The organism is Microbacterium pumilum (assembly GCF_039530225.1).
Taxonomy (GTDB): Bacteria; Actinomycetota; Actinomycetes; order Actinomycetales; family Microbacteriaceae; genus Microbacterium; species Microbacterium pumilum.
On sequence record NZ_BAAAOH010000001.1, the window covers coordinates 359,854 to 379,109 of the forward strand.

Consider the following 19,256-nt stretch of genomic DNA (forward strand, 5'->3'; position numbering starts at 1 on the left):
TTTCCGGCGGACCCGGAGCCTATTCACGTGCTGCTGCCTGTGCGGTGGGAAGGCGGACGATGAAGCGGGCTCCCACGGAGCAGTTCTCGTCGAGCATCAACGAGCCGCCGTGCATTTCGACGAGCTCGTGGACGATCGCGAGACCGAGACCGGCGCCCCCGGTATCCGTCGCTCGCGCATCATCCGCCCGGGCGAAGCGTTCGAACATGTGCTCGCGGAAGTCCGCGGGCACCCCGGCACCGTCGTCGCAGACAGTCAGTACGGCTTCGCCGGACGACTCTTCGAGTTCGATGTCGATGCGCGTCGAGCCGTACCGTGCGGCGTTGTCGAGCAGATTTCGCACCACCCTGGTCAGCTGAGTGTCGTCGCCCAGCACCTGCGCCGCCGACACGCGCGACACGTCGAGCGTCAGCCCGGTCTCACCCAACCTGCGCACTTCACTGAGGACGATGTCATCGAGATCGACGGGCGTTCGGCGACCGGCAGCGGCGGGTTCATCGCTGCGGGCCAGCACGAGGAGGTCGTCGATGAGCCCCTCCAAGTGCCGAGCGTCGCGCAGCACACTCCGATGAGTTGCTGTCGGGTCTGCGGTCTGGGGGTGCGCGAGGTCGACTTCGAGCGCGGTGCGGATGCGGGTCAGCGGACTGCGGAGTTCATGGGAGGCGTCCGATACGAACCGGCGCTGGCGGTCGGCGGTCAGCTCGAGTCGCGCGAGCATCGAGTTCATGGTGCGCGCCAGCCGAGCGATCTCATCATTCGTGCGCGGCTCCGGCACCCGCTCATCGAGATTGGATGCCCCGATCCGGGCCACCCGAACTCGGATCCGCTCCACCGGACTCAGCACCCGGCCCACCAGAATCCAAGTGGCCACGGCGAGCAGCGCGGTCGCGATCGGTACGGCGATGAAGAGGCTGCGAGTGAGGGCGGCCACACTTTCATCGACGTCGTCCAGCGGCGTCCCGACGATGACCGTCGACCCGTCGTGGGTCTGCGTCCGCACACGGAATCGGCCGCCATCCGAAGGGCTGTCGATCGTGTGGTTGGAGGCACCGGTAGAGGCCGTCGAGACATCGACGCTCGGGGCTCCGGCTGTCGCCGCGATGATGTCTCCTGACGAATCGATGACGATCGCGAACGACTCCTCATCACCGCGTCCCGGGATGACGGCGCTCAACGTTCCGGCATCGAGTGCATCGGTGATCGTTCCCGCCGTGCGCTGCAGACTCTCGTCGACGCTGTCCGTCAGGACCGCGCGCTGAGTGCTCACGAGCGCAAACCCCGCGAGTGTCAGCACGAGCAGCACGATGAGCGATGCCATCGCCGAGACGCTCGCGCGGACGCTCATCAGCTCAGACGGTATCCGGCGCCGCGGATCGTGCCGATCACCGCGGTCGGCGTCAGCGCCGCGATCTTGCGGCGCAGCCTCGCGACGTAGACCTCGACGATGTTCGGCTCGCCCTCGAAGTCGTCCTGCCACACACCGGCCAGGATCTCGGACTTGGACAGCACCTGACCCGCACGATGAAGAAAGAAGGCGAGCACATCGAACTCGCGCGCGGTGAGCGCGAGTTCGGCGTCGTCGACCCATGCCCGCCGGGCGCGGAAGTCGACCCGCAGCGGTCCGGCGGCCATAGGGGGTGGCGCGCCGAGTGCTGCCCGCCTGATCAGCGCGTGCAGTCGTGCGACAAGCACCGGAAAGCTGAACGGCTTGACGAGATAGTCGTCAGCGCCGGTATCCAGACCCTCAGCCTCGTCGAGTTCGCCATCCTTCGCCGTCAGCATGAGCACCGGCGTCCAGTTCTCGGCGGCACGGAGGCCGGCGCAGACTCGGTAACCGCTGATTCCGGGCAGCATGATGTCGAGGACGATCGCGTCGTAACTGCCCTCGCGGGCTTTCCACAGTCCATCGACCCCGTTGTGCGCGACCTCGACCGTGAAACCCTCGGCGCCCAGTCCGCGCTCGATGTCCGCAGTCAGCCGTGCGTCGTCGTCCACCACGAGAACCTTCACGGCACCCCCTCGGGATCTCTGCGCAGGCAAACGGCCCGCGGGTTCCGACGGATCCGCCGCTGCCAGCGTACGACGGTGTCGGGCCCCGTGGGCGCGCTCGGGAGCGGAGCTATTCGTCGTTCTCTGTGTCGGCTTTCGAGCCGACGACGGCGAAGCTCTCGTCGAGTTGCACATCGACCTGCGTGCCATCGCCCCGAGTGACCTCGACTTCGTAGAGGCTCTCCTCGTCACCGACCTCGGTGCCCGTGACTTCGCCCTCTCCGACGAAGTCGAGGGCCACTGCGCTGGCGCGATCGAGGGCGGCTCCGGTGATCGACTGCTCTGACGATTGGTCGTCAGCCGTGGTAGCCATCGCGGCCCCGACACCGCCTCCGACGAGGGCGACGGATGCCGCGGCGGCGGCCGCTGACACCGCGATACGTGACTTGCGTTCCATGGTGATCCTCCTTGACATCTGCACCGTACTCGTCGGGTGCTGACCCCTGCCTGAACGGCCGAAGTCCGGTTCAGGTGCGCGTCAGCGCTGCAGAGGCACGATGGCGGCGATCCGGCAGAAGCGCCGGGAGACGAGGAGCGCATGATCATGTGGAATCCACGCACGGGATTGCTTACCATCGGCGGATTGGTGGCGTGTGCGGCTGCCGTCGCGGGCTGTGCTGCGACATCCGATCCATCGACCGCGAGCGCGGCACACCGTTCGACGGACCTGCCGGTGGGCAACGACCCCGTCGAGTTGGCTGCGGCGGAGTTCACCACCACGATCGACAACCCTTACTGGCCGATGGAGCCGGGCACCCGATGGACCTACCGCGAGGTCGAGGGCGGCGACGAGCTGAAGGTGGTTGTCGTCGTGACATCGGCAACGCGAGAGATCGCGAACGGGATCACCGCGCGGGTGGTGCGCGATACGGTCTTCCGCGGTGACGAGATCATCGAGGACACTTTCGACTGGTACGCCCAGGATGCCGCGGGCGCCATCTGGTATCTCGGGGAAGAGACCGCCGAATTCGAGAACGGCAAGGTCACCTCGCGCGCCGGATCATTCGAAGCCGGCGTCGATGGTGCATTGCCCGGCATCGCGGTCCCGGGAGATCCCGAGGCGGGAATGCAGTACCGCCAGGAGTATCTCGCCGGCGAAGCCGAAGACAACGGAGAGGTCTTCAGCACCCACGCAATGGCCGATACCCCACTCGGGCACTACACCGACGTCCTGTTGACCTGGGACACGATCTCGCTGGAACCCGACGTCGCAGAGCTGAAGTTCTACGCACCGGGGGTGGGACCGGTCCTCGCCCTCGGGGTGGCGGGAGGCCCGGGTGCTCGCGAGGAGCTCATCGCCATCGACACCGTGCCCGCCGGGACGGGCACCCAGCCACTCGGCCAGCCTGGCTGAGGTAATGAGGCCGACCGGGCGCGAGCCGAGCGGGCGATCTCGGGATGGCGGCCCGCCGTGGACATCGAGGACGGACCGCCCGGCGTCATCCCGAGTCCCGCACGCCACGGGAGAGGCCGCTCCGGGCGCGAGCGCGAGCACGACGACTTAGCCACACGGCGGTGAGGCCGATGAGCGGCAGCTGCGTCGCGGCGTACAGGCCATGGAATGCATAGTGCTCGACCGTCTGTTCGGGATCGAATGGCAGGAACGGCAACGGCAGCACGCTGATCGCGCCCCCGACCAGATTGATCACGGCCCATGCGAGCAGCATCCAGGCCCCTGCCGTGCGCGTCGTGGGAACGAGCCACAGAGCCAGTGCTGCCATCCAGACCAAGGTCGGAAACAGCGAATCGGGAGTCGGGATCGTCTGTCCGGGGAACTCCGCCATGTTGTGGACGAAGAACCCACACCACGCCAGTGCAGTGGCGGCGACCACCGCCACGACCGGCACCGCATTGCGCTTGGTCACGTGATGCTCCGCCAGAAGTCTTCGACGAGCTCCACGGTTCGCCCTGGCTGCTCGAGCGGGATGAGGTACGCGGCATCGGCGACGACCTCGACCCGCCCATCCCGAACCTGGCTGATCGCCGCGCGAGCCTCGTCGGGCGTGAAGCCCGCGTGATCGGAGCCGGTCACGAAGAGCGTAGGAATGTCGATACCTGGGAGACGAGATTCGAGATCTTCTCGGCCGAGCGAGATGGATCGGATGGCGTTGTACAGCCGTCGCCGGTCGGCGGTTCGCAGGAAGTCCGTCGTGAGCGCGACTGCCTCATGGTCGTGCTCGCGAGTGGCGGCTGAAAGCTGCACCTCCGCGACGCCGTCGGTGAGAAACTTCGCGGGCCCCAGGACGCGGTATGCCAGCGAGAGGAGCCGGACCCGGCGCCGTTCGGCCGAGCGATACGCACGCACCGGCGTCCCGAGGGCGATGAGACTGCGCAGCCGGCCGGGCTGATTCGTCGCGGCGACGATTCCGACATGGCCGCCCCACGCGTTTCCCACCCAGTCCACCTTGTCCGTCACGGCGAGCGCGTCGAGCACCTCGAACGCGGCCGCCGCGCAATCGCCCATGTTGTAGCGATGGCCGGGATCGCCGCTCTGTCCGTGGCCGGGTCCGTCGATCAGAATGAGCCGGCGATGTTCGGCGAGCTCAGGCTCCACTCGCTGCCAGCTGGTGCTGTCGATGAACAGGCTGTGCCACAGGAGCGCGACGGACCCATGCCCGACCTGACGCACATCCAGCGGTCCTACCCGGGTGGTGATGCGAAGCCTGTCGACTCGGGTGTCCATGCTGTCCTCCATCGAGCTTGACACTGTCAAGCGATAGGGTAGTCCCGTGCAGTTGACAGTGTCAAGCGATGAAGCCGGCGCCCCCGATGGTGCCGATTGGGGGCCAGGAACTCTCGAAGCCCGGCTTGTGAACGCCGCGCTCGCGCGCCTCGAGACGGTGTCCGCCGAGCAGCTCAGTATGCGCAAGCTCGCTGCGGAGATCGGCGTGAGCCATCAGGCTCCGTACACGCACTTTCGCAGCCGCACTCGGTTTCTTGCCGCGGTGGCCGGTGCCGGGCTCGCGACCGTCGCGGCCGAGGCGCGTGAGGCGGTCGCGCAGGCTGGAGCGGATCCGCTCGAGCAGATGCTCGCACTGGCCGATCACTACGTGACTTTCATCGAACGCCAACCCCACCTCTTCGACCTCGCATACGGTCCCTCAATACAGATGCGGGACCACCGGGCATTGCAGACGGCCGCGATCGCCTACTGGAGGCTGCTGCGCGAGGTAGTGGGCGCTTGCCAACCCGTCGACGTCAGCGACGGTGAGATTCAGAACCGGTGCGAGATCGCCGCGAGCACCGTCTACGGCATAGCGCGCATGGGCGCACACCACAAGATCCCGCGTCTCGTGCAGGCAACCCCGCGTGAACTCGTCGCCGCGGCACTGAGAACGCTGAATGTCGGATGGAATCCGCCGAACCAGCCCGTGCACAGCGACGACGCGGACGACTAGCTCGCGGCAGGTGTCCGGCAAGAGTTGCGCCGGCCTCTGGCCCACGCTCAGGCACTCAGGACATCCAGTACGTGGTAGATGAGGTACGCCGGCCAGACCGTGGCCTGCAGCAGGCCGAGCACGACCGCCCAGAACCTGCCGTCCGACTGCGAGATGAAGTAGACCGCCGCACCGATGTAGGCAAGCAGGAAGAAGAATCCCCACGGAGCGGCCGATTCCACCACCCGTGTCCGCCGCTCGCTCATCGTCGCCCGCCGATTGCTGCGGAGTGAAGGTCCGACATCCGGATGTCGCTGGTTCGAAGCACGTTGCCCACGGCAGCCTCCTTGGGTGTTGCGACCAGCGTTGCGGTGCGGGCCGGTGATGCACAGGGGCGAAGGTCCCGCCGGACCACCACGCCGTCGCCCGCCTCGCCCGAGTGTCGCCGGGTCTCCACAGAACGGCCGGGTGGAGCCGGACGAGGGCTTCACCTGTGCGGTTCGACTCGGAGGGCGGCATCCAGGAAACCGATCACATGCTCCCGCCAGTCAGCGGGGTCCGTGCGAAGGGCTGCCACGTGGCCGGCACCGGACACGACCCACACCTGTACACGCGAGGGGTCGAGCGCGGCGAGCCGCACGGCGACCGACTCCTCGTCGGGGCGGTCTCCGGCCGCGATAAGAAGCATCGCCGTCGGCGAGGAATGGTGGACCGACGCCTCGAGCGTCGGCGGCGGATCGGCGGGCGTGAGCAAGTCCACGAGACCGTACGTGCCCGCGTCGAGCACTCCTTGCACGAGCCCGAGCACACCGTATTCATCGGCCAGCCACGCCTTATCCGCCGCGGTACGGCCCGTCGCACCCTCGGCCACCACCGCTCGGATCCGCCGGTCGACTCCGGCCGCACCGATGCCCTCCTCGGCGCCCATCGAGAGCCCGACCACCCCGATACGCCCCGCATCGACGTCCCGTCGATCCGCCAGAAGATCGACGGCCGCCTGGGTGTCGAGCTCGCCGTACCAGCCGAGATCCATGGCCTGCCCACCGCTCTCCCCGTGACCGCGAGCGTCCGTGGCCAGCACCCCGTACCCGGCGTCGTTGAGCACGCGCGCGTGCTGCATGACATCCGCGGTCGTGGATCCGGCTCCGTGGCGCAGCACGACCGCAGCGCCGTTGTGTGATGGGAGGTACCAGCCCGCCAAGCGTTCGCCGTCGGCCGAGATCATCTCGACCCGTGTCGCGTCGGCCGGGAGCGAGGCGTCGGACGATGCATGCGGCGGATAGACCGCGGCCAGTGCAAGCGACAGACAGTACAGTCCGACGAGGACCGCCAGACTCCACGGAGCCAAGATCAGGCGGGCCCAGCTGCGAACGGCGTGGAACAGCAGTGTTCCGGCGATGGCTACGAGCGTCATCCCGACGACCAGGGGAACGAGCGTGAGCGTCGTGCCTGCCACGCCGTCACCCGCGCGTGGTAGACCGACCCCGAGACCCACCGACACCACGATCCAGCCCAGGAGCGTGGCGACGATCGCGAGAAGCAGCCGAGGTCCGGAGGTATGCGCCAGCGGGCGGCCCGGCGTCTCAAGTGCGGGTCGCTCCCTTGGTCCTGAAGACACGATCATGGCGTAGGCCCACGACGACCGGCCGGTTCTGCGGCCGGTCTGTGACCGGCGTGGTCGTCTGGGGTGTGGTGAATGGTGTCGATTCGTGTACTCCTCGCAGAAGGGCGCGCAAGAAGCGGATGGAGTGATCAGGCCGTGAGGATGACCTTGAGTGCCTTCGTCTCGACCGCGCGGCCGAAGGTGTCGTAGGCATTCATGATGTCGTCGAGCGCGAAGCGGTGGCTGATGAAGCCGCTCACGCCGAGTCTTCCCTGCGCGAGCAGCTTGATGAGCATGCGCGACGTGTTGGTGTTGACGAGTCCGGTCGTGATCGTGAGGTTCTGGATCCACGCCGTCTCGAGCGGGAAGCTCACGGGCTTGCCGTGCACCCCGACGTTGGCGACGTGGCCGCCCGGCCGGACGATGGCCAGCGACATGTCCCACGTCGCGGGAATCCCGACAGCCTCGATGGCGACATCCACCCCGAGACCGTCCGTGAGGGAGAGCACCTGCTCCTTCCAGTCCGGAGCCGACGAGACGACGCCGTCGCTCGCGCCGAAACGCCTCGCCTGCTCGACCCGGTTGGCGTCTACGTCGATCGCGATGACGCGACTGGGTCCGTAGAGGGCCGCTGTCGTCATCGCGGCGAGGCCAACCGGGCCCGCGCCGATCACGGCGACGATATCGCCCGGTTTGACCGCGCCGTATCTGATGCCGATCTCGTGCCCCGTGGGCAGAATGTCGCTGATCATCGCAGCGTCCTCGGCGACGACCCCCGCAGGCACCTTGTGCAGCGAGGTCTCGGCGAAGGGCACCCGGACATATTCGGCCTGGGTCCCGTCGATGAGGTGCCCCAGGATCCAGCCGATCCCTGATGCTCCTTCGTCGGCGAGGCAGTGGGAGTACATCCCCTCGAGACAGTAGCCGCACTTCCCACAGGCCGAGATGCACGAGACGATCACGCGATCGCCGACGGCGACCTCGGTCACAGCCCCACCGACCTCGGTGACGACGCCAACACCCTCATGACCGAGGATGCGCCCGGGTTGCACGGTAGGAACGTCCCCCTTGAGGATGTGCAGATCCGTCCCGCAGATCGTCGTCGTCTCCATCTTGACGATCGCATCGGTCGGCTTCTGGATTCGAGGATCGGGCATCTCCTGCCAGGCAATCGAACCGGGGCCTTCGTACACCAACGCTCTCATGTTGCCTCCTTGGCATTCCCCGCCAGTTCGGGATACCCATCGTCCGCCGCGCGCTGCGGGAACAGCCAGGACCTTCGTCCCGCCCCCTGCGGATCAGCCGGTTCACAGCACGACTGCGGCGATGCCAACGGGACCTATGGCCTAGCGGAGTCCGTCCGCACCCCGCACAGTGGACGCGTGGTCATCCTGCTGTGTGTCGATTCGATAGGGGCGTCCCGATGAAAGCTCTACGGCGTGTTCACGGTTCTGTGGCCCTCGTCCTCGCGGCCGCCATCCTCACACTCGGCACCGGGGCCGCGGCGGTCGCCGCCTCCCCCGCCCCGTATCCCGCCCCCACCGCGGCCTCGGAGGTGGACGGTCGTGAAGGCCCGCAGTTCTACGCCGGTGCGTTCATCGATGTCTCGGGTGCGATCGACGGCGACGTATACGCCGCCGGCCAGAGCGTCACCATCAGCGGCGATGTCACGGGTGACGTGATCGCCGCAGCCCAGACGATAACGATCACCGGCACGGTGGACGGCGACGTGCGCCTTGCCGGGCAGGATGTTTCGATCACCGGCGAGGTCTCCCGAAGCGGAACTGTCTTCGCCTCGAACTTCACGGTCGACGACAGCGGATCGTTCGGCGATGATGTGGTCGCGGCTGCGGGCAGAGTCACCATCGCCGGCGACGTCGGCCGCGACGTTGCGGTCAGCGTGGGACGGCTCGTCATCGACGGGTCCGTCGGCGGCAGCGTGACGTACATGAGCAGGGACGATGCTCAGATCGCAGACGGCGCGGTCGACGGCACGGTGGAGCGTGTCGAGCCTCCGCAGACACCCCGGGTCGAAGTCTCACCCTGGGCGGTGTTCATCGGTTGGATCCTGGGCGTGTTCTACTCGCTCGTCGCGCTCAGCCTCATCACCCTCCTCGCGGGTCTCCTGTTCCCGCGCTGGCTGCACCGCGTCACCGACCACCTCATCCCGTCGCCGTGGAAGGCACTGCTCGTGGGGTTCGTCGCATCCATCGCTGTTCCCCTCGCCTTGTTGTTCCTGGCGGTCACGATCATCGGCGCACCTCTCGCGCTGGCCGGCGCGCTGGTGTGGACCTTGATGGTCTTCGCGACGTTCGTATACGGCGCGTACTACATCGGGCGCCTCCTGTTCCGCGGCACCCAGCACCCCGTCGTCAAGGCGCTCGTCGGTGGCGTGATCCTCATCGTCGCGCTGCAGATCCCGTGGCTCAACGTCGTGGTCTGGCTCGCGATGGTGTTCTTCGGTCTCGGCGCCCAGCTGCTGGAGATCAATGGCCAACGGCCCTGGCATCTGACACCGGCGGCGACCCTCGGACCGCCGGCGCCCGCGCACACGACCTCGGAGGCGCACTATTCCGCGGGTGGGGCCGTCGCATCGCAGCAGCCGGGCGGTGCGACCCCGCCGCCACCTGCTGGTGCGATCCCGCCACCGCCGCCACCGCCACCGGGTCCCGCCGTTTGATAGACGGGTCCCGTCAGCGCGGGTCGATGCGCAAGGTTGTCTCCTTCGAGAGCTCGTTGGTGATGGCACGGGTCGCGGACCCGTTGCCGTACTTCGCCGCATAAGCGGCGTCGATCGCCGCGTCACGAGCGCTGTCGAGCGTGTAGGTCACGGCCCGGGTCTGCCCGCTCCAGCTGAGGAATCCCTCGAAGTGCCGGGCGACGCCCCTGTACCACTCACCCTGCGGACCCTTGACGGAGCGCAGGTACAGTGAGCCGTCGACCACGACGTGCCACACGATCACCGGGGTTCGGGATGATCCGTCGGCGCGACGCCCTGCGACACGCACCTCGGATGCCCGATCGAGTTCGCGGAGTTCAGCAGCCGTCCACCCGCTCATCGGTTGCCTCCCACGGCGCCGGCTGTCGTCAACGAGCCGTTGAATTCGTCATCCGTGATGTGCTCTTTCCACGTCGTCGTCGCCGCACGGTCGTCCGCGAACTGCTCAGGCGGGTTCTCGGCGGTCGGATGCTGGGGCTCGATGTTCACGTGTGAATCTCCTTCCGCGACGATCGGGTCGCATTCAGATGCGGGCATCGTCAGTCCGCAGGCATGTTCCGGGGTGCGGCCGCCGGCGGTGCATGAGAGGCCGCCCAGCTGCCGAGCACCCGGAGGGCGTCGGCGGACGGCGACCCCGGTTCGGCGGTGTAGGTCTGCAGCGTGAGTCCGGGGTCGGCCGGGAGTTCGAAAGCCTCGTAGGTGAGCTCCAGATCGCCGACGACCGGGTGGTGAAGGCGTTTGATGCCACTGCGGTGGTAACGGACGTTGTGCGCCGCCCAAAGCGTCCGGAACCGCTCCGACCGGGTCGACAGCTCGCCGACGAGATCGGTGAGGCGCTTGTCGTAGGGGTTTCGGCCAGCCTCGCCGCGCAGAGTCGCGACGAGCTCCTGAGTGTTCTTCTCCCAGTCGACGTAGAAGTCTGGCGCTGCGGGGTTGAGGAACGCGAACTTGGCGCTGTTGGGCAGGGGCTCGTCGAAGATGGGCGCGTAAAGCGCTCGACCGAGCGGGTTGGTCGCGACGTAGTCGAAGTAGTTGTTGCGCACCAGTGCGGGCGCGTCGGTGATCGCGTCGAGCAGGCGCTGGATGCTGGGACGGATGGCGTCAACACGTTTCCGCGGCTTCCGGGCCGTCGGAGACGCGTTGGCGGTGCGCGCAAGGTCGAACAGGTGCGCCGTCTCGGCGTCATCCAGTTGCAGGGCGCGGGCCAGGGAGTCGAGGACGCTGTCGGATGCTCCCGAGAGGTCACCGCGCTCGAGCCGGGTGTAATAGTCCACGCTGACTCCGGCGAGCATGGCGACTTCTTCACGGCGCAGCCCGGGCACCCGCCGGTTGCCGCCGTACGCGGGAAGGCCGGCTTGGTCTGGTGTGATGCGGTCCCGGCGGCTGGCCAGGAACTCCCGCACCTCGCTGCGATGGTCCATGATTCTCGACGGTACGCGCCTGCGGTCACGCCCGGGAGGGTCTGGCAGTACCGGGGACGGCCGTCACTGCCACAAGAGTTCGGCGCGGGGTCAACTGGATCCATCCACTGATGATCCCGAGGAGTCTTCTCGCATGCTCGCGACTTACATGAACGGCGCCGCCGACGTGCGCCTCGAAACAGTTCCGATGGTCACGGTCTGATGGCCGGGAACGCGTCGACCCTCACATCGGATGCGGTCCGCACCACGCCGCTCCACAAGGGTGCCCTCCTGACGATCGTCCTGGTCAGCTACTTCATGATCCTGCTCGACAACTCTGTGATCTTCACCGCTCTGCCCAGCCTGCAAGCCGACCTGCAACTGACCGGCACGGAGTTGGCGTGGGTGCAGAACGCGTACACGCTCGTCTTCGGCGGATTTCTTCTGCTGGGCGCTCGCGCCGGCGAAATCCTCGGACGCAAGCCCGTGTTCATCTTCGGCCTCATCGTCTTCTCCGTCGCATCTCTGCTGATCGCCCTCTCGCCGGCGGGATGGTGGATCATCACAGCCCGCGCCATCCAGGGCATCGGTGCGGCTATCGTCGCCCCCTCGGCGTTGTCGCTCATCACCGCCACCTTCGAGGGCAGGGAACGCTCCCGCGCGGTCGCGTGGTACTCGGCCACCGCCGGCATCGGTGCGAGCCTCGGCCTGGTTGTCGGTGGCGCGATGGCGTCCTGGTTCTCGTGGCGCGCCGGGTTCTTCATCAACGTGCCCATCGGCCTCGCGATGCTCCTTCTGGCGCCGCGATTCCTGCCGGGCACCCCCGCCCTGCCCGGCCGCTTCGACCTCGTCGGCGCGATCACCTCCACCCTCGGCGTCGGTGCACTCGTGTTCGCGATCCTCAACGCCGCCGAATCGGGGTGGACGAATCCGCCGACCGTGATCGGGTTCGCCGTCGCCGTTGTGGTTCTCATCGCGTTCATCGTCACCGAGGCACGAGCCACGCAGCCCATCATGCCGCTGCGCCTCTTCGCCAGCCGTACCCGAACGGGCGCCTACCTGACCCGACTGCTGTATCTCGGCGCGATGATCGGGTTCTTCTTCTTCACCAGCCAGTACCTGCAGGAGGCACTCGGCTTCACTCCCATCCAGGCCGGAGTCGCGTTCTTGCCGATGACCCTGGTCAACTTCGCTGTCGCGATGGCGATCCCGCAGCTCACCGCCCGGTTCGGCAACACCCTCCCGCTGATCACGGGGGTCGCGCTCACGCTCGGCGGCATGTTCTGGCTCAGCCGCATCACGACAACGAGCGACTACGTCACCGCCGTCGCGCTTCCGATGCTGCTGATCGGAGCCGGCCAGGGCCTCGCGTTCGCACCCATGACCACGTTCGGGATCGCCGGAGCGACCGCATCCGACGCCGGTGCGGCATCCGGAGTCGTCAACACCTTCCACCAGATCGGGTCATCGCTGGGTCTGGGCATCCTCGTCGCCGTCGCGGGCGCCGCCGCCGCGGGAACCACGGGCGGGGCTGCGGCGATCACGGCAGAAGCGGTCGGCGCGCTGACGGGAGCGAGCATCTTTCTGGGCATCAGCCTGCTCATCGTCCTCATCCTCATCGCGCCGGGAGATCTGGCAGCTCAGCGACGCACCGCCGCCGATGGGGATTCCGCCACCCACTCCCTGGCCTTCCGGCCATCGCCCGGCATCCGCTGAGCGCGAGTTCGTCCTGCTCGGTAGGTGAGGAACTCACACGTCGGCGTGTGACAGCGAAGCGGCCGGCCGTCGAGCCCGCCGGATGTATCAGGATCGCGTTGCGCGGCGGCGGGTGAACAGGACGTAGAGGCCGAGCACGATGATCGCGCCGATGATGGATCCGATGATGCCGGCGGGCTGGAGGAAGCCGCCATTCGGGTCACTCCTGAAGATGAGGAATCCGAGGAAGCCTCCGACGAACGAGCCGACGATCCCGAGAACGATCGTCAGCAGGATGCCGATGCTCTGCTTGCCGGGAATGACGGCGCGGGCGATGAGGCCTGCGATCAGGCCGATGACGATGAGGCCGAGAATGGTCCACAGCATGGTCTCTCCTTCGAGTTATGGGCGCCATCCGGAGTGGCGGCACGCCAGTTGAGACGCGCATCAGGCTAGCAGGACGCCGCCTGGTCGTTCACGACCGACGTCGCATCGCCGCTCAATAGCCAACGGGCGAGACCGTAGCGGGCCCCCGGTAGTACACGAGGAGTTTGTCGGCATCGTCTTCCGACAGTTCGCCGTCGGTCGCCGTGCGAGGGGAATCCCTCACGGCGTCCTTCGTGAACGGCAGGTGCAGGTCGCCGCCGACCTCGTCTGCGCGCTCGAGCGGAACGAAGGATTGTGAGGTGCCGAACAGGCCACTCTTGACCGTGGCCCACGTCGGCGTGCCGGTCGTGGGATTCACGAAGATCTGCCCAACCGAGCCGATGTTCTTGCCGTCGACGTCGGTGACGTCGGCTCCGATGAGGCTGGCGCTGTTCTGGATGTTGATCATTTTCACTCGTCTCGCTGAGATCCGTCGGTGACGGCCGGCTATCTGCCGAGGCCGACCCGGTCGACTTTGCGGTGGTAGCGCATTCCTGTCATGCCGCCGAGGATTGCGCCGATGAGAGTGACCACAGCGGCGCCGAGTGCGGTCAGGATGCCGGTTGTCGTCGCGGTCTCCGGTGTCACGGGGATGCGAGGGAAGCTGTCGAGGTTGGCGAGGATGTCCCACTGGCTGCCCGCGACGGCCGTGATTATGGCGACGATGATGGCCATCCCTACTGCCCATATCCAGACTGCGATGCCCTGCTTCACCCCGCTGAAACGGGCCATACGTCCAGCCACATATCCCCCAGCGAAGTATGCGACGAAGAGCACGAGTCCCAAGACCACGGCGCTCACGATTCCGACCATCATCGCGTTATCGGCAGCGGTGTCCACGGCCTCATCGACGGTACCCTCAGAGCCCAGTCCGAGGGCAGCGCCGATGGTCGCGACCAGTGCTGTCAGGATGACGACGGTACCGGTCGCGGTCAGCCAGCCGAAGAACGCGGTCCCGAACTTGAAACCACCGAACTCTTCCTTCTCTCGGGCGAGTACATCCCGATGAAGCGTGTGCTCCGGGTCCACCGGAACGGCGGCACTGGTCGACGTCGCGTCGTAGACGGGTGCACCGGGCTGCCGTGGCTGTGAGATATCCGAGGTCATGAGGAGCAAGCTAAGCGGGCGAACCGTGAGATCGGCCCGGGTTGCCAGACTGACGTCCGGCGCGTAACCTTCCACGCCCATCACCACATCCCACCCGAGAAGGACAACGTCGCCATGGCTGAGAGTCGGAGGCAGCTCAGGCACCCCCTCGCGGTCGCTCACTCCTGGTGGTAGGACGGGTGACAGCCGTCCGTCGATGCTGTTCACGATCGAGCCCGACTGCCGCCCGCCCCGCAGTGCCGCGCAGCAACAGTCCCCGAAAGGCGTTTCCATGTCGTCGGTCTTCGCTCTCTCCTTCACCCCCACGGGCTACACGATCGCGGCAGCATGGCCGCTCTCGACGACTCCGGCGGCGCTGACCACCATCCCGCTCGCGACCCCCTTCACCGTGCCCGGGCTGGTCACGGGCGCTCTCCACGCGTGGAGTCCCGCCCGCGGGAAGCCGTTGACCGTCGACACGACGAAGAACGCGGCGGTCTTCGGGGAGTTCGCGCTGGACCTCTGGATCCGCGACGCGCGCATCATCGAACCCGTGAGCCTCGTCCGAGGCGTCGGCTCGCCGGTCGAATTGACTTTGAATCCGGGTGGGTCGCCCACCGCTTTCTGGGTCGCGGCGACCATCCGTACGAGTGGCGTCGCAGTCGTCTTGCGCAGCGCCATCCTCGACCCGGGTGACGGTGCAATCGTTCACCTCGGGGTCTGGGCCACGGGGAGCCAAGCGGTGTGGGTCGTGCAGAACGGTGTTGCGGGCAGGGTAGAGCTCGCGGCATCCGTCCCCGACGCACGAGGCAAGGTCACGATCGGCCTCGTGCCCCAAGGCGGCTCATCGAGCGTCACAATACTCGGGGCGAGGCTGCGCGATCAGCTCGACGCGGCCCAGGAGTCGGCGATCGCGGATGCCGTCAGCGCAGGAATCGGCGCGATCGACGCTTTCATCGCCTCCGGTGCGGCACCATACCTCGGCCCGGCGCAGGGACCGGAATCGATGTTCGGCGCGCTCCGGATGCGCAAGCACCTATTCGGCAACGTGTACTGGTCGCCGACCACCGGCGCGCACGACGTGAGCGGGCGGGTGCTGCGAGCGTACGAGGCCGAGGGTGGCCATCTCGGCCCTCTCGGTCTGCCGACGAGCCAGGAGATGGCCCTCGACGCGGTGCTCGACTACATCAACGCGCCGCGCGGGACGGGGGCGAGCGGCATCACCCTCGGTGACATCCTCAAGCAGACCGGCAGGCTGAAGGCCTCCGATTTCGTCGTCGAAGGTAAGGCACGGTCCAAGGCCGAACGAGTCGCAAGGAGTCGCGGATGGGAGGCGTTCGCGACAGCCGAGCACCGCGACGATTCGGCCCACCGCGCTGCGGCGCCTCCCATCGATGCCGCATGGGTCGCAACGGCTTTGGGACATACCGAGGACAGCCCCGAGGTAGGCGGGATCCTCCGAGGTGGCGTACGGCGCAGAGAGGAAGGCAACGCCGGTCGCGTTGTCTGGATGCGCGGCGGTGGCGTGGACGACGACGGTGCAGCGATCGAGAACGCCGGAAGAGGCAACGCCGCGCGGGTTGTGAACGCCGTCCGGGAGGCCTTGCATGGCGGCGAGAATGCGCGAGGGGCGGTCTGGAAGCTCGCGATCCGAGAGGACACCCCCGAGCTGCCTGCGGAGGCGGCGGCTCGAGTGCTGCGCTTGCCGCGGGTGGGGGTGAGGGGGCTGAAGCTCGAACTGCCCGCCGTCAGTCCGGTGGCGGCCCAGGCCGAGGCGCCGGCCGACACGGTGACAGTGCCGAGCGACGCGGTACCGAGGCTGCTCGGCGAGTTGGGCGCTCAGCTCGCGTCGGGCACCATCTCGGCCTCGCAGGCGATGGGCCTCTCTCCGCATCTCTTCCTGCGCGACCCACTGGCGGGCCAGCTCGTCCAGTCGTTCGGGGCGAACGCCGAAGCCCTCGCTCTCACCGGGATAGCGAAGCAGAAGAAGGAGGTCGGCGCACTCATCGAGGCCGCGGCTGCATCTCGCGATGGCGTCCGCATCGAGTTCGAGGGCATCGGGTGGAACCTCGTCGGTCCTCGTGCTCAGCTGTTCGAGCACGGCATCATCGTCTCCACCGCGCAGGAGGCGTTCACCATTTACGAGCAGATCCTCGCGCTGTGGCTCATCCACGGTGGGTCCCGGGGCTTCTTGGGTCTGCCGGAGGGGCGTGAAGCCGCTCCTGCCACCAAGTACGACGGGCCGCCCGACAGTCGCAGCGTCGTCTTCGGAGGTGGCCGCATCTACTGGTCGCCACGCACCGGCGCGCACGAAGTGCACGGCGCGATCCTGACCCACTATCTTGCGAAGTCGAGCGACGCCGTCGCGCTCTTCGTGCCGCCCAACAGCGCGCACCTGGGACTCCCGACATCCGATGAGCACGACATCGAGGGAGTGCGCGGCGCGAGGCTCTCGACGTTCGAGCGCGGCTCGATCTACTGGACCGCTGGACTCGGGCCCGTCATCGTCACCCAGCCGATCCTCGACGGATTCCTCATCAGCGGCGGAGTGGCGCACTGGGGAATGCCGACCGGGCCGGCGCAGGTCGCCGTCGAGGACGACACCACCGTGACATGGCAGACGTTCGAGCGTGGCGTGCTCGCGCACACCGACAAGGTCGGATGGTTCGACGCGCTGCGTGTGCGGATCGCCCGCGTCGACACGGGCCTCATCGACGACGACGGTGCCTTCGAGCCCGAAGACAAGCGGGGCGAAGTCTTCGTCAAGGCATGGGTGTCCGTGAACGGCGTCGAGGTGCTGCACCGCGAGAGTCCGGCAGGGAACAACCCCAGCTTCGCGGTGCTCGACGGCTGGGAGACGGCCGGCATCCCGTTGCGGGAGGACACGCGCATCGACGTCCGGATCGAAGCATGGGACTGGGATGAGGCGAGCGATGACGATCATCTCGCGACGCACTCGGCGACGTTCACCTTCGGCGACGCACTGTTCGGCTACGCCGACACGCTGGGCGACTATCCGAAGCGCAAGTCGACGTGGAACAACAGCAATGAGGCGTCGGCGACGGCCGTCGTCTTCTCCTATTCGATCGCGCCGCATGTGGCCGCGACGCTGGGTGGGCTGCGGCAGAACAACTTCTATCGATTCCGCAACCGCGGGCGCAAGGCGCTGCCCTGGGACATCTACCACGAGACATTCGCCGACATCCTGGCGCCAGACCGCGACCGCGCGGGCAAGGCAGAGCGCGAGTTCTTCGACTCCATCTACGTGTCGACGGCCGACGGCGGCAACTGCTACGGCTTTTCGACGTCAGCGCTCGACGCATTCGAGGGGCGGAACGAACTCGAGCAGCCGCTCAGTGACGACACGACGACCTTCGCCGAGACCGGCGACGATGTGTGGCGGATCATCAACAGAGGTCAGGGCTCCTTCCAGTCGGCCAGCGTGTGGCAATGGATCGCGGACTGCCAGGCGTCGATCGACATGTACGATCCGCGAAAGGTGTGGGCGCGCGTCAGCGCGGCTCTCGCTGCGACGGGCAAGCCGGTCGTGCTGAACCTCACCGGCTCGACGAGCGGGCATGCGGTCCTCGTCTACCGGACCGACATCAGCCCCGCCGGCGAGCGTCGCATGTTCCACGCGGACTCGAACGCGCCGTGGCCGGCTGCGGACGCCGACTCCGTCATCACGGTGAGAGCGAACGGCTCCTACACGTTCAATGGCTACCCGACGTACATGGGTCCCGCGTGGGTCAGCGGCGTGCTCCCGCCGGTACGAATGATCGACATGCCCGAAAGCGTCATCGCTGAGCCGCGGGTGACTCCGTACTGGTTCCTCAAGTCCGGGCTCATCGGCTTCTTCACCGGCATCTTCGGGTCGGTCGGGGCGACCGTCGAACAGGTGGAGGCGGGTGGGCGCAAGCTCTACGGCGATCAACGTCGCGATCTGCTCGACTCGCTCTCCGCGCACGGCCGGAAGGCCGGGCTTCTCGCCGAGGCGCTCGGCACTTCGGTCACCAGGGTGCAGAGCTCTGACGAGGCAGGCATCTCGCTCCGGGGAACGTATGCGGCGGCGTCGGAAATGACGGATCGCATCGCGCCGGACCTGCGCGGAGCGAAGTTCGCCGCGCAGATCGCCGGGGCTCTTGCCGACGCGCCGGCCGGGGACGCAGTGGCCGCCGCGTGGGGAGACCTGCACGTCGCCGGCCCGAGCATCGTGACGGGGATCAGGAAGGATCTCGATGTCGACCTGGGAGGCCTGATCGGCGCACTCACACCCGGGGCGTGGCCGGAAGCGGCCGTGATCGATGTGCCCGACGACAGCGAGGAGGGCCCCCGGGTCATCGCCCTGCGGGGTCGATTGCACCCGGACATCGTGGTCACGCTGCGGGGGCGCGGCGGCGAGTACGAGCACGTCATGCTGAGCCGGTCGGGGGTCGTGGCCATCACCGCGAAGCTGTCTTCTGGCGGCCGTGACACGGTTCACGGACTCTCGCTGGGCACCAGTCGGCCGGGGGTGCGCATCACGTCGGATGCGGGCGATCGCGTCGCGACCGTGCGTCTGTCGACGGATGCCGCGCCCGGACGCGCCGGGGTGACCTGGTCCGTGCCCCTCGGAATCGGCGCCGCGGACGCGTCTGTCCGTTGGATGGCCGGGCGTCCCGGGCTCACGGTGCTCAACGCCTCGCCTGTGCCGGAGACACGGATCGAGTGGTCGGCGGGACCGGCCGGGATGCAGGGTTACCGATCGCCCGCGGTAGGGGGAGGTGAGAGCATCCGTGTGATCCCCCACGACCCCGCCTCACCGATGGGTGCCATCCGGCTGCAGCGACTGTCGAGCCTGGGAGACGTCGTCTCGACGGAGATCATAGATCCGAGCGCCTGAGGAAGCCGGCGCAATCGAA

At 67.5% G+C, this 19,256-nt stretch carries 19 protein-coding genes; 5 read left to right on the plus strand and 14 right to left on the minus strand.

Going from position 1 to position 19,256, the window contains the following annotated elements:
- Positions 1-19: 19 nt before the first annotated feature.
- The 3 genes from ABD188_RS01660 to ABD188_RS01670 all read right to left on the minus strand — a co-directional run bounded on the left by ABD188_RS01660 (position 20) and on the right by ABD188_RS01670 (position 2,446).
- Entirely contained in the window at positions 20-1,345 is a 1,326-nt protein-coding gene (locus ABD188_RS01660) for a sensor histidine kinase (protein WP_344057908.1), read from the minus strand.
- A complete protein-coding gene (locus tag ABD188_RS01665; protein ID WP_344057910.1) occupies positions 1,345-2,010 on the minus strand; it encodes a response regulator transcription factor in 666 nt (221 codons plus the stop codon). The genes ABD188_RS01660 and ABD188_RS01665 overlap by 1 nt, the downstream gene beginning before the upstream one ends.
- A 109-nt stretch (positions 2,011-2,119) precedes the next feature.
- A complete protein-coding gene (locus tag ABD188_RS01670; RefSeq protein WP_344057912.1) occupies positions 2,120-2,446 on the minus strand; it encodes a PepSY domain-containing protein in 327 nt (108 codons plus the stop codon).
- A gap of 147 nt (positions 2,447-2,593) precedes the next feature.
- Here ABD188_RS01670 and ABD188_RS01675 point away from each other — a divergent pair, with 147 nt between their 5' ends.
- Positions 2,594-3,403 (plus strand): hypothetical protein, encoded by an 810-nt coding sequence (locus ABD188_RS01675; RefSeq protein ID WP_344057914.1) that lies wholly within the window; start codon positions 2,594-2,596, stop codon positions 3,401-3,403.
- An 85-nt stretch (positions 3,404-3,488) separates the two neighbouring features.
- On the opposite strand, the gene ABD188_RS01680 is transcribed toward ABD188_RS01675, so the two are convergent.
- Together ABD188_RS01680 and ABD188_RS01685 are read right to left on the minus strand one after the other, a co-directional pair.
- Entirely contained in the window at positions 3,489-3,914 is a 426-nt protein-coding gene (locus tag ABD188_RS01680; protein ID WP_344057916.1) for a hypothetical protein, read from the minus strand.
- Positions 3,911-4,732 (minus strand): alpha/beta fold hydrolase, encoded by an 822-nt coding sequence (locus tag ABD188_RS01685; RefSeq protein WP_344057918.1) that lies wholly within the window; start codon positions 4,730-4,732, stop codon positions 3,911-3,913. Before ABD188_RS01685 ends, ABD188_RS01680 begins: the two co-directional genes overlap by 4 nt.
- A 46-nt stretch (positions 4,733-4,778) precedes the next feature.
- Here ABD188_RS01685 and ABD188_RS01690 point away from each other — a divergent pair, with 46 nt between their 5' ends.
- Positions 4,779-5,447 carry a TetR/AcrR family transcriptional regulator gene (locus tag ABD188_RS01690; protein ID WP_344057920.1) on the plus strand — a complete coding sequence of 223 codons (669 nt, stop codon included), beginning with the start codon at positions 4,779-4,781 and terminating at the stop codon, positions 5,445-5,447.
- A gap of 47 nt (positions 5,448-5,494) precedes the next feature.
- Here the strand turns inward: ABD188_RS01690 and ABD188_RS01695 are convergent, their stop codons facing one another.
- From ABD188_RS01695 to ABD188_RS01705, 3 genes are all read right to left on the minus strand, one after another.
- Complete coding sequence (locus ABD188_RS01695) at positions 5,495-5,692, minus strand: hypothetical protein (RefSeq protein ID WP_344057922.1); 198 nt, start codon at positions 5,690-5,692, stop codon at positions 5,495-5,497.
- Between the two features lie 221 nt (positions 5,693-5,913).
- Positions 5,914-7,044, minus strand: a complete 1,131-nt coding sequence (locus ABD188_RS01700) for an alpha/beta hydrolase (RefSeq protein WP_344057924.1) — start codon at positions 7,042-7,044, stop codon at positions 5,914-5,916.
- 134 nt (positions 7,045-7,178) lie between these two features.
- Positions 7,179-8,234 (minus strand): zinc-dependent alcohol dehydrogenase family protein, encoded by a 1,056-nt coding sequence (locus tag ABD188_RS01705; RefSeq protein ID WP_344057926.1) that lies wholly within the window; start codon positions 8,232-8,234, stop codon positions 7,179-7,181.
- Positions 8,235-8,482: 248 nt separating this feature from the next.
- Here ABD188_RS01705 and ABD188_RS01710 point away from each other — a divergent pair, with 248 nt between their 5' ends.
- The gene (locus tag ABD188_RS01710) at positions 8,483-9,709 is read left to right on the plus strand and encodes a DUF8173 domain-containing protein (protein WP_344057928.1); all 1,227 of its coding nucleotides are present in this window, start codon (positions 8,483-8,485) and stop codon (positions 9,707-9,709) included.
- 13 nt (positions 9,710-9,722) lie between these two features.
- On the opposite strand, the gene ABD188_RS01715 is transcribed toward ABD188_RS01710, so the two are convergent.
- The 3 genes from ABD188_RS01715 to ABD188_RS01725 are packed head-to-tail and all read right to left on the minus strand — an operon-like array spanning position 9,723 to position 11,169.
- Entirely contained in the window at positions 9,723-10,088 is a 366-nt protein-coding gene (locus ABD188_RS01715; RefSeq protein ID WP_344057930.1) for a DUF2255 family protein, read from the minus strand.
- Positions 10,085-10,237: a hypothetical protein gene (locus ABD188_RS01720; RefSeq protein WP_344057932.1), complete on the minus strand. Its 153-nt coding sequence runs from the start codon at positions 10,235-10,237 to the stop codon at positions 10,085-10,087. Before ABD188_RS01720 ends, ABD188_RS01715 begins: the two co-directional genes overlap by 4 nt.
- Before the next feature lie 50 nt (positions 10,238-10,287).
- A complete protein-coding gene (locus ABD188_RS01725; RefSeq protein WP_344057934.1) occupies positions 10,288-11,169 on the minus strand; it encodes a helix-turn-helix transcriptional regulator in 882 nt (293 codons plus the stop codon).
- Between the two features lie 201 nt (positions 11,170-11,370).
- Between ABD188_RS01725 and ABD188_RS01730 the strand changes: the two genes are divergently transcribed.
- Positions 11,371-12,864: an MFS transporter gene (locus ABD188_RS01730; protein ID WP_344057936.1), complete on the plus strand. Its 1,494-nt coding sequence runs from the start codon at positions 11,371-11,373 to the stop codon at positions 12,862-12,864.
- A gap of 87 nt (positions 12,865-12,951) precedes the next feature.
- Here the strand turns inward: ABD188_RS01730 and ABD188_RS01735 are convergent, their stop codons facing one another.
- The 3 genes from ABD188_RS01735 to ABD188_RS01745 all read right to left on the minus strand — a co-directional run bounded on the left by ABD188_RS01735 (position 12,952) and on the right by ABD188_RS01745 (position 14,376).
- Entirely contained in the window at positions 12,952-13,230 is a 279-nt protein-coding gene (locus tag ABD188_RS01735; protein ID WP_344057938.1) for a GlsB/YeaQ/YmgE family stress response membrane protein, read from the minus strand.
- Between the two features lie 112 nt (positions 13,231-13,342).
- Positions 13,343-13,678, minus strand: a complete 336-nt coding sequence (locus ABD188_RS01740; RefSeq protein ID WP_344057940.1) for a PRC-barrel domain-containing protein — start codon at positions 13,676-13,678, stop codon at positions 13,343-13,345.
- Between the two features lie 38 nt (positions 13,679-13,716).
- Entirely contained in the window at positions 13,717-14,376 is a 660-nt protein-coding gene (locus ABD188_RS01745) for a hypothetical protein (protein ID WP_344057942.1), read from the minus strand.
- Between the two features lie 271 nt (positions 14,377-14,647).
- Between ABD188_RS01745 and ABD188_RS01750 the strand changes: the two genes are divergently transcribed.
- On the plus strand, positions 14,648-19,237 hold the full coding sequence (locus ABD188_RS01750; RefSeq protein WP_344057943.1) for a hypothetical protein: 4,590 nt from the start codon (positions 14,648-14,650) through the stop codon (positions 19,235-19,237).
- The last annotated feature ends 19 nt before the right edge of the window (positions 19,238-19,256 follow it).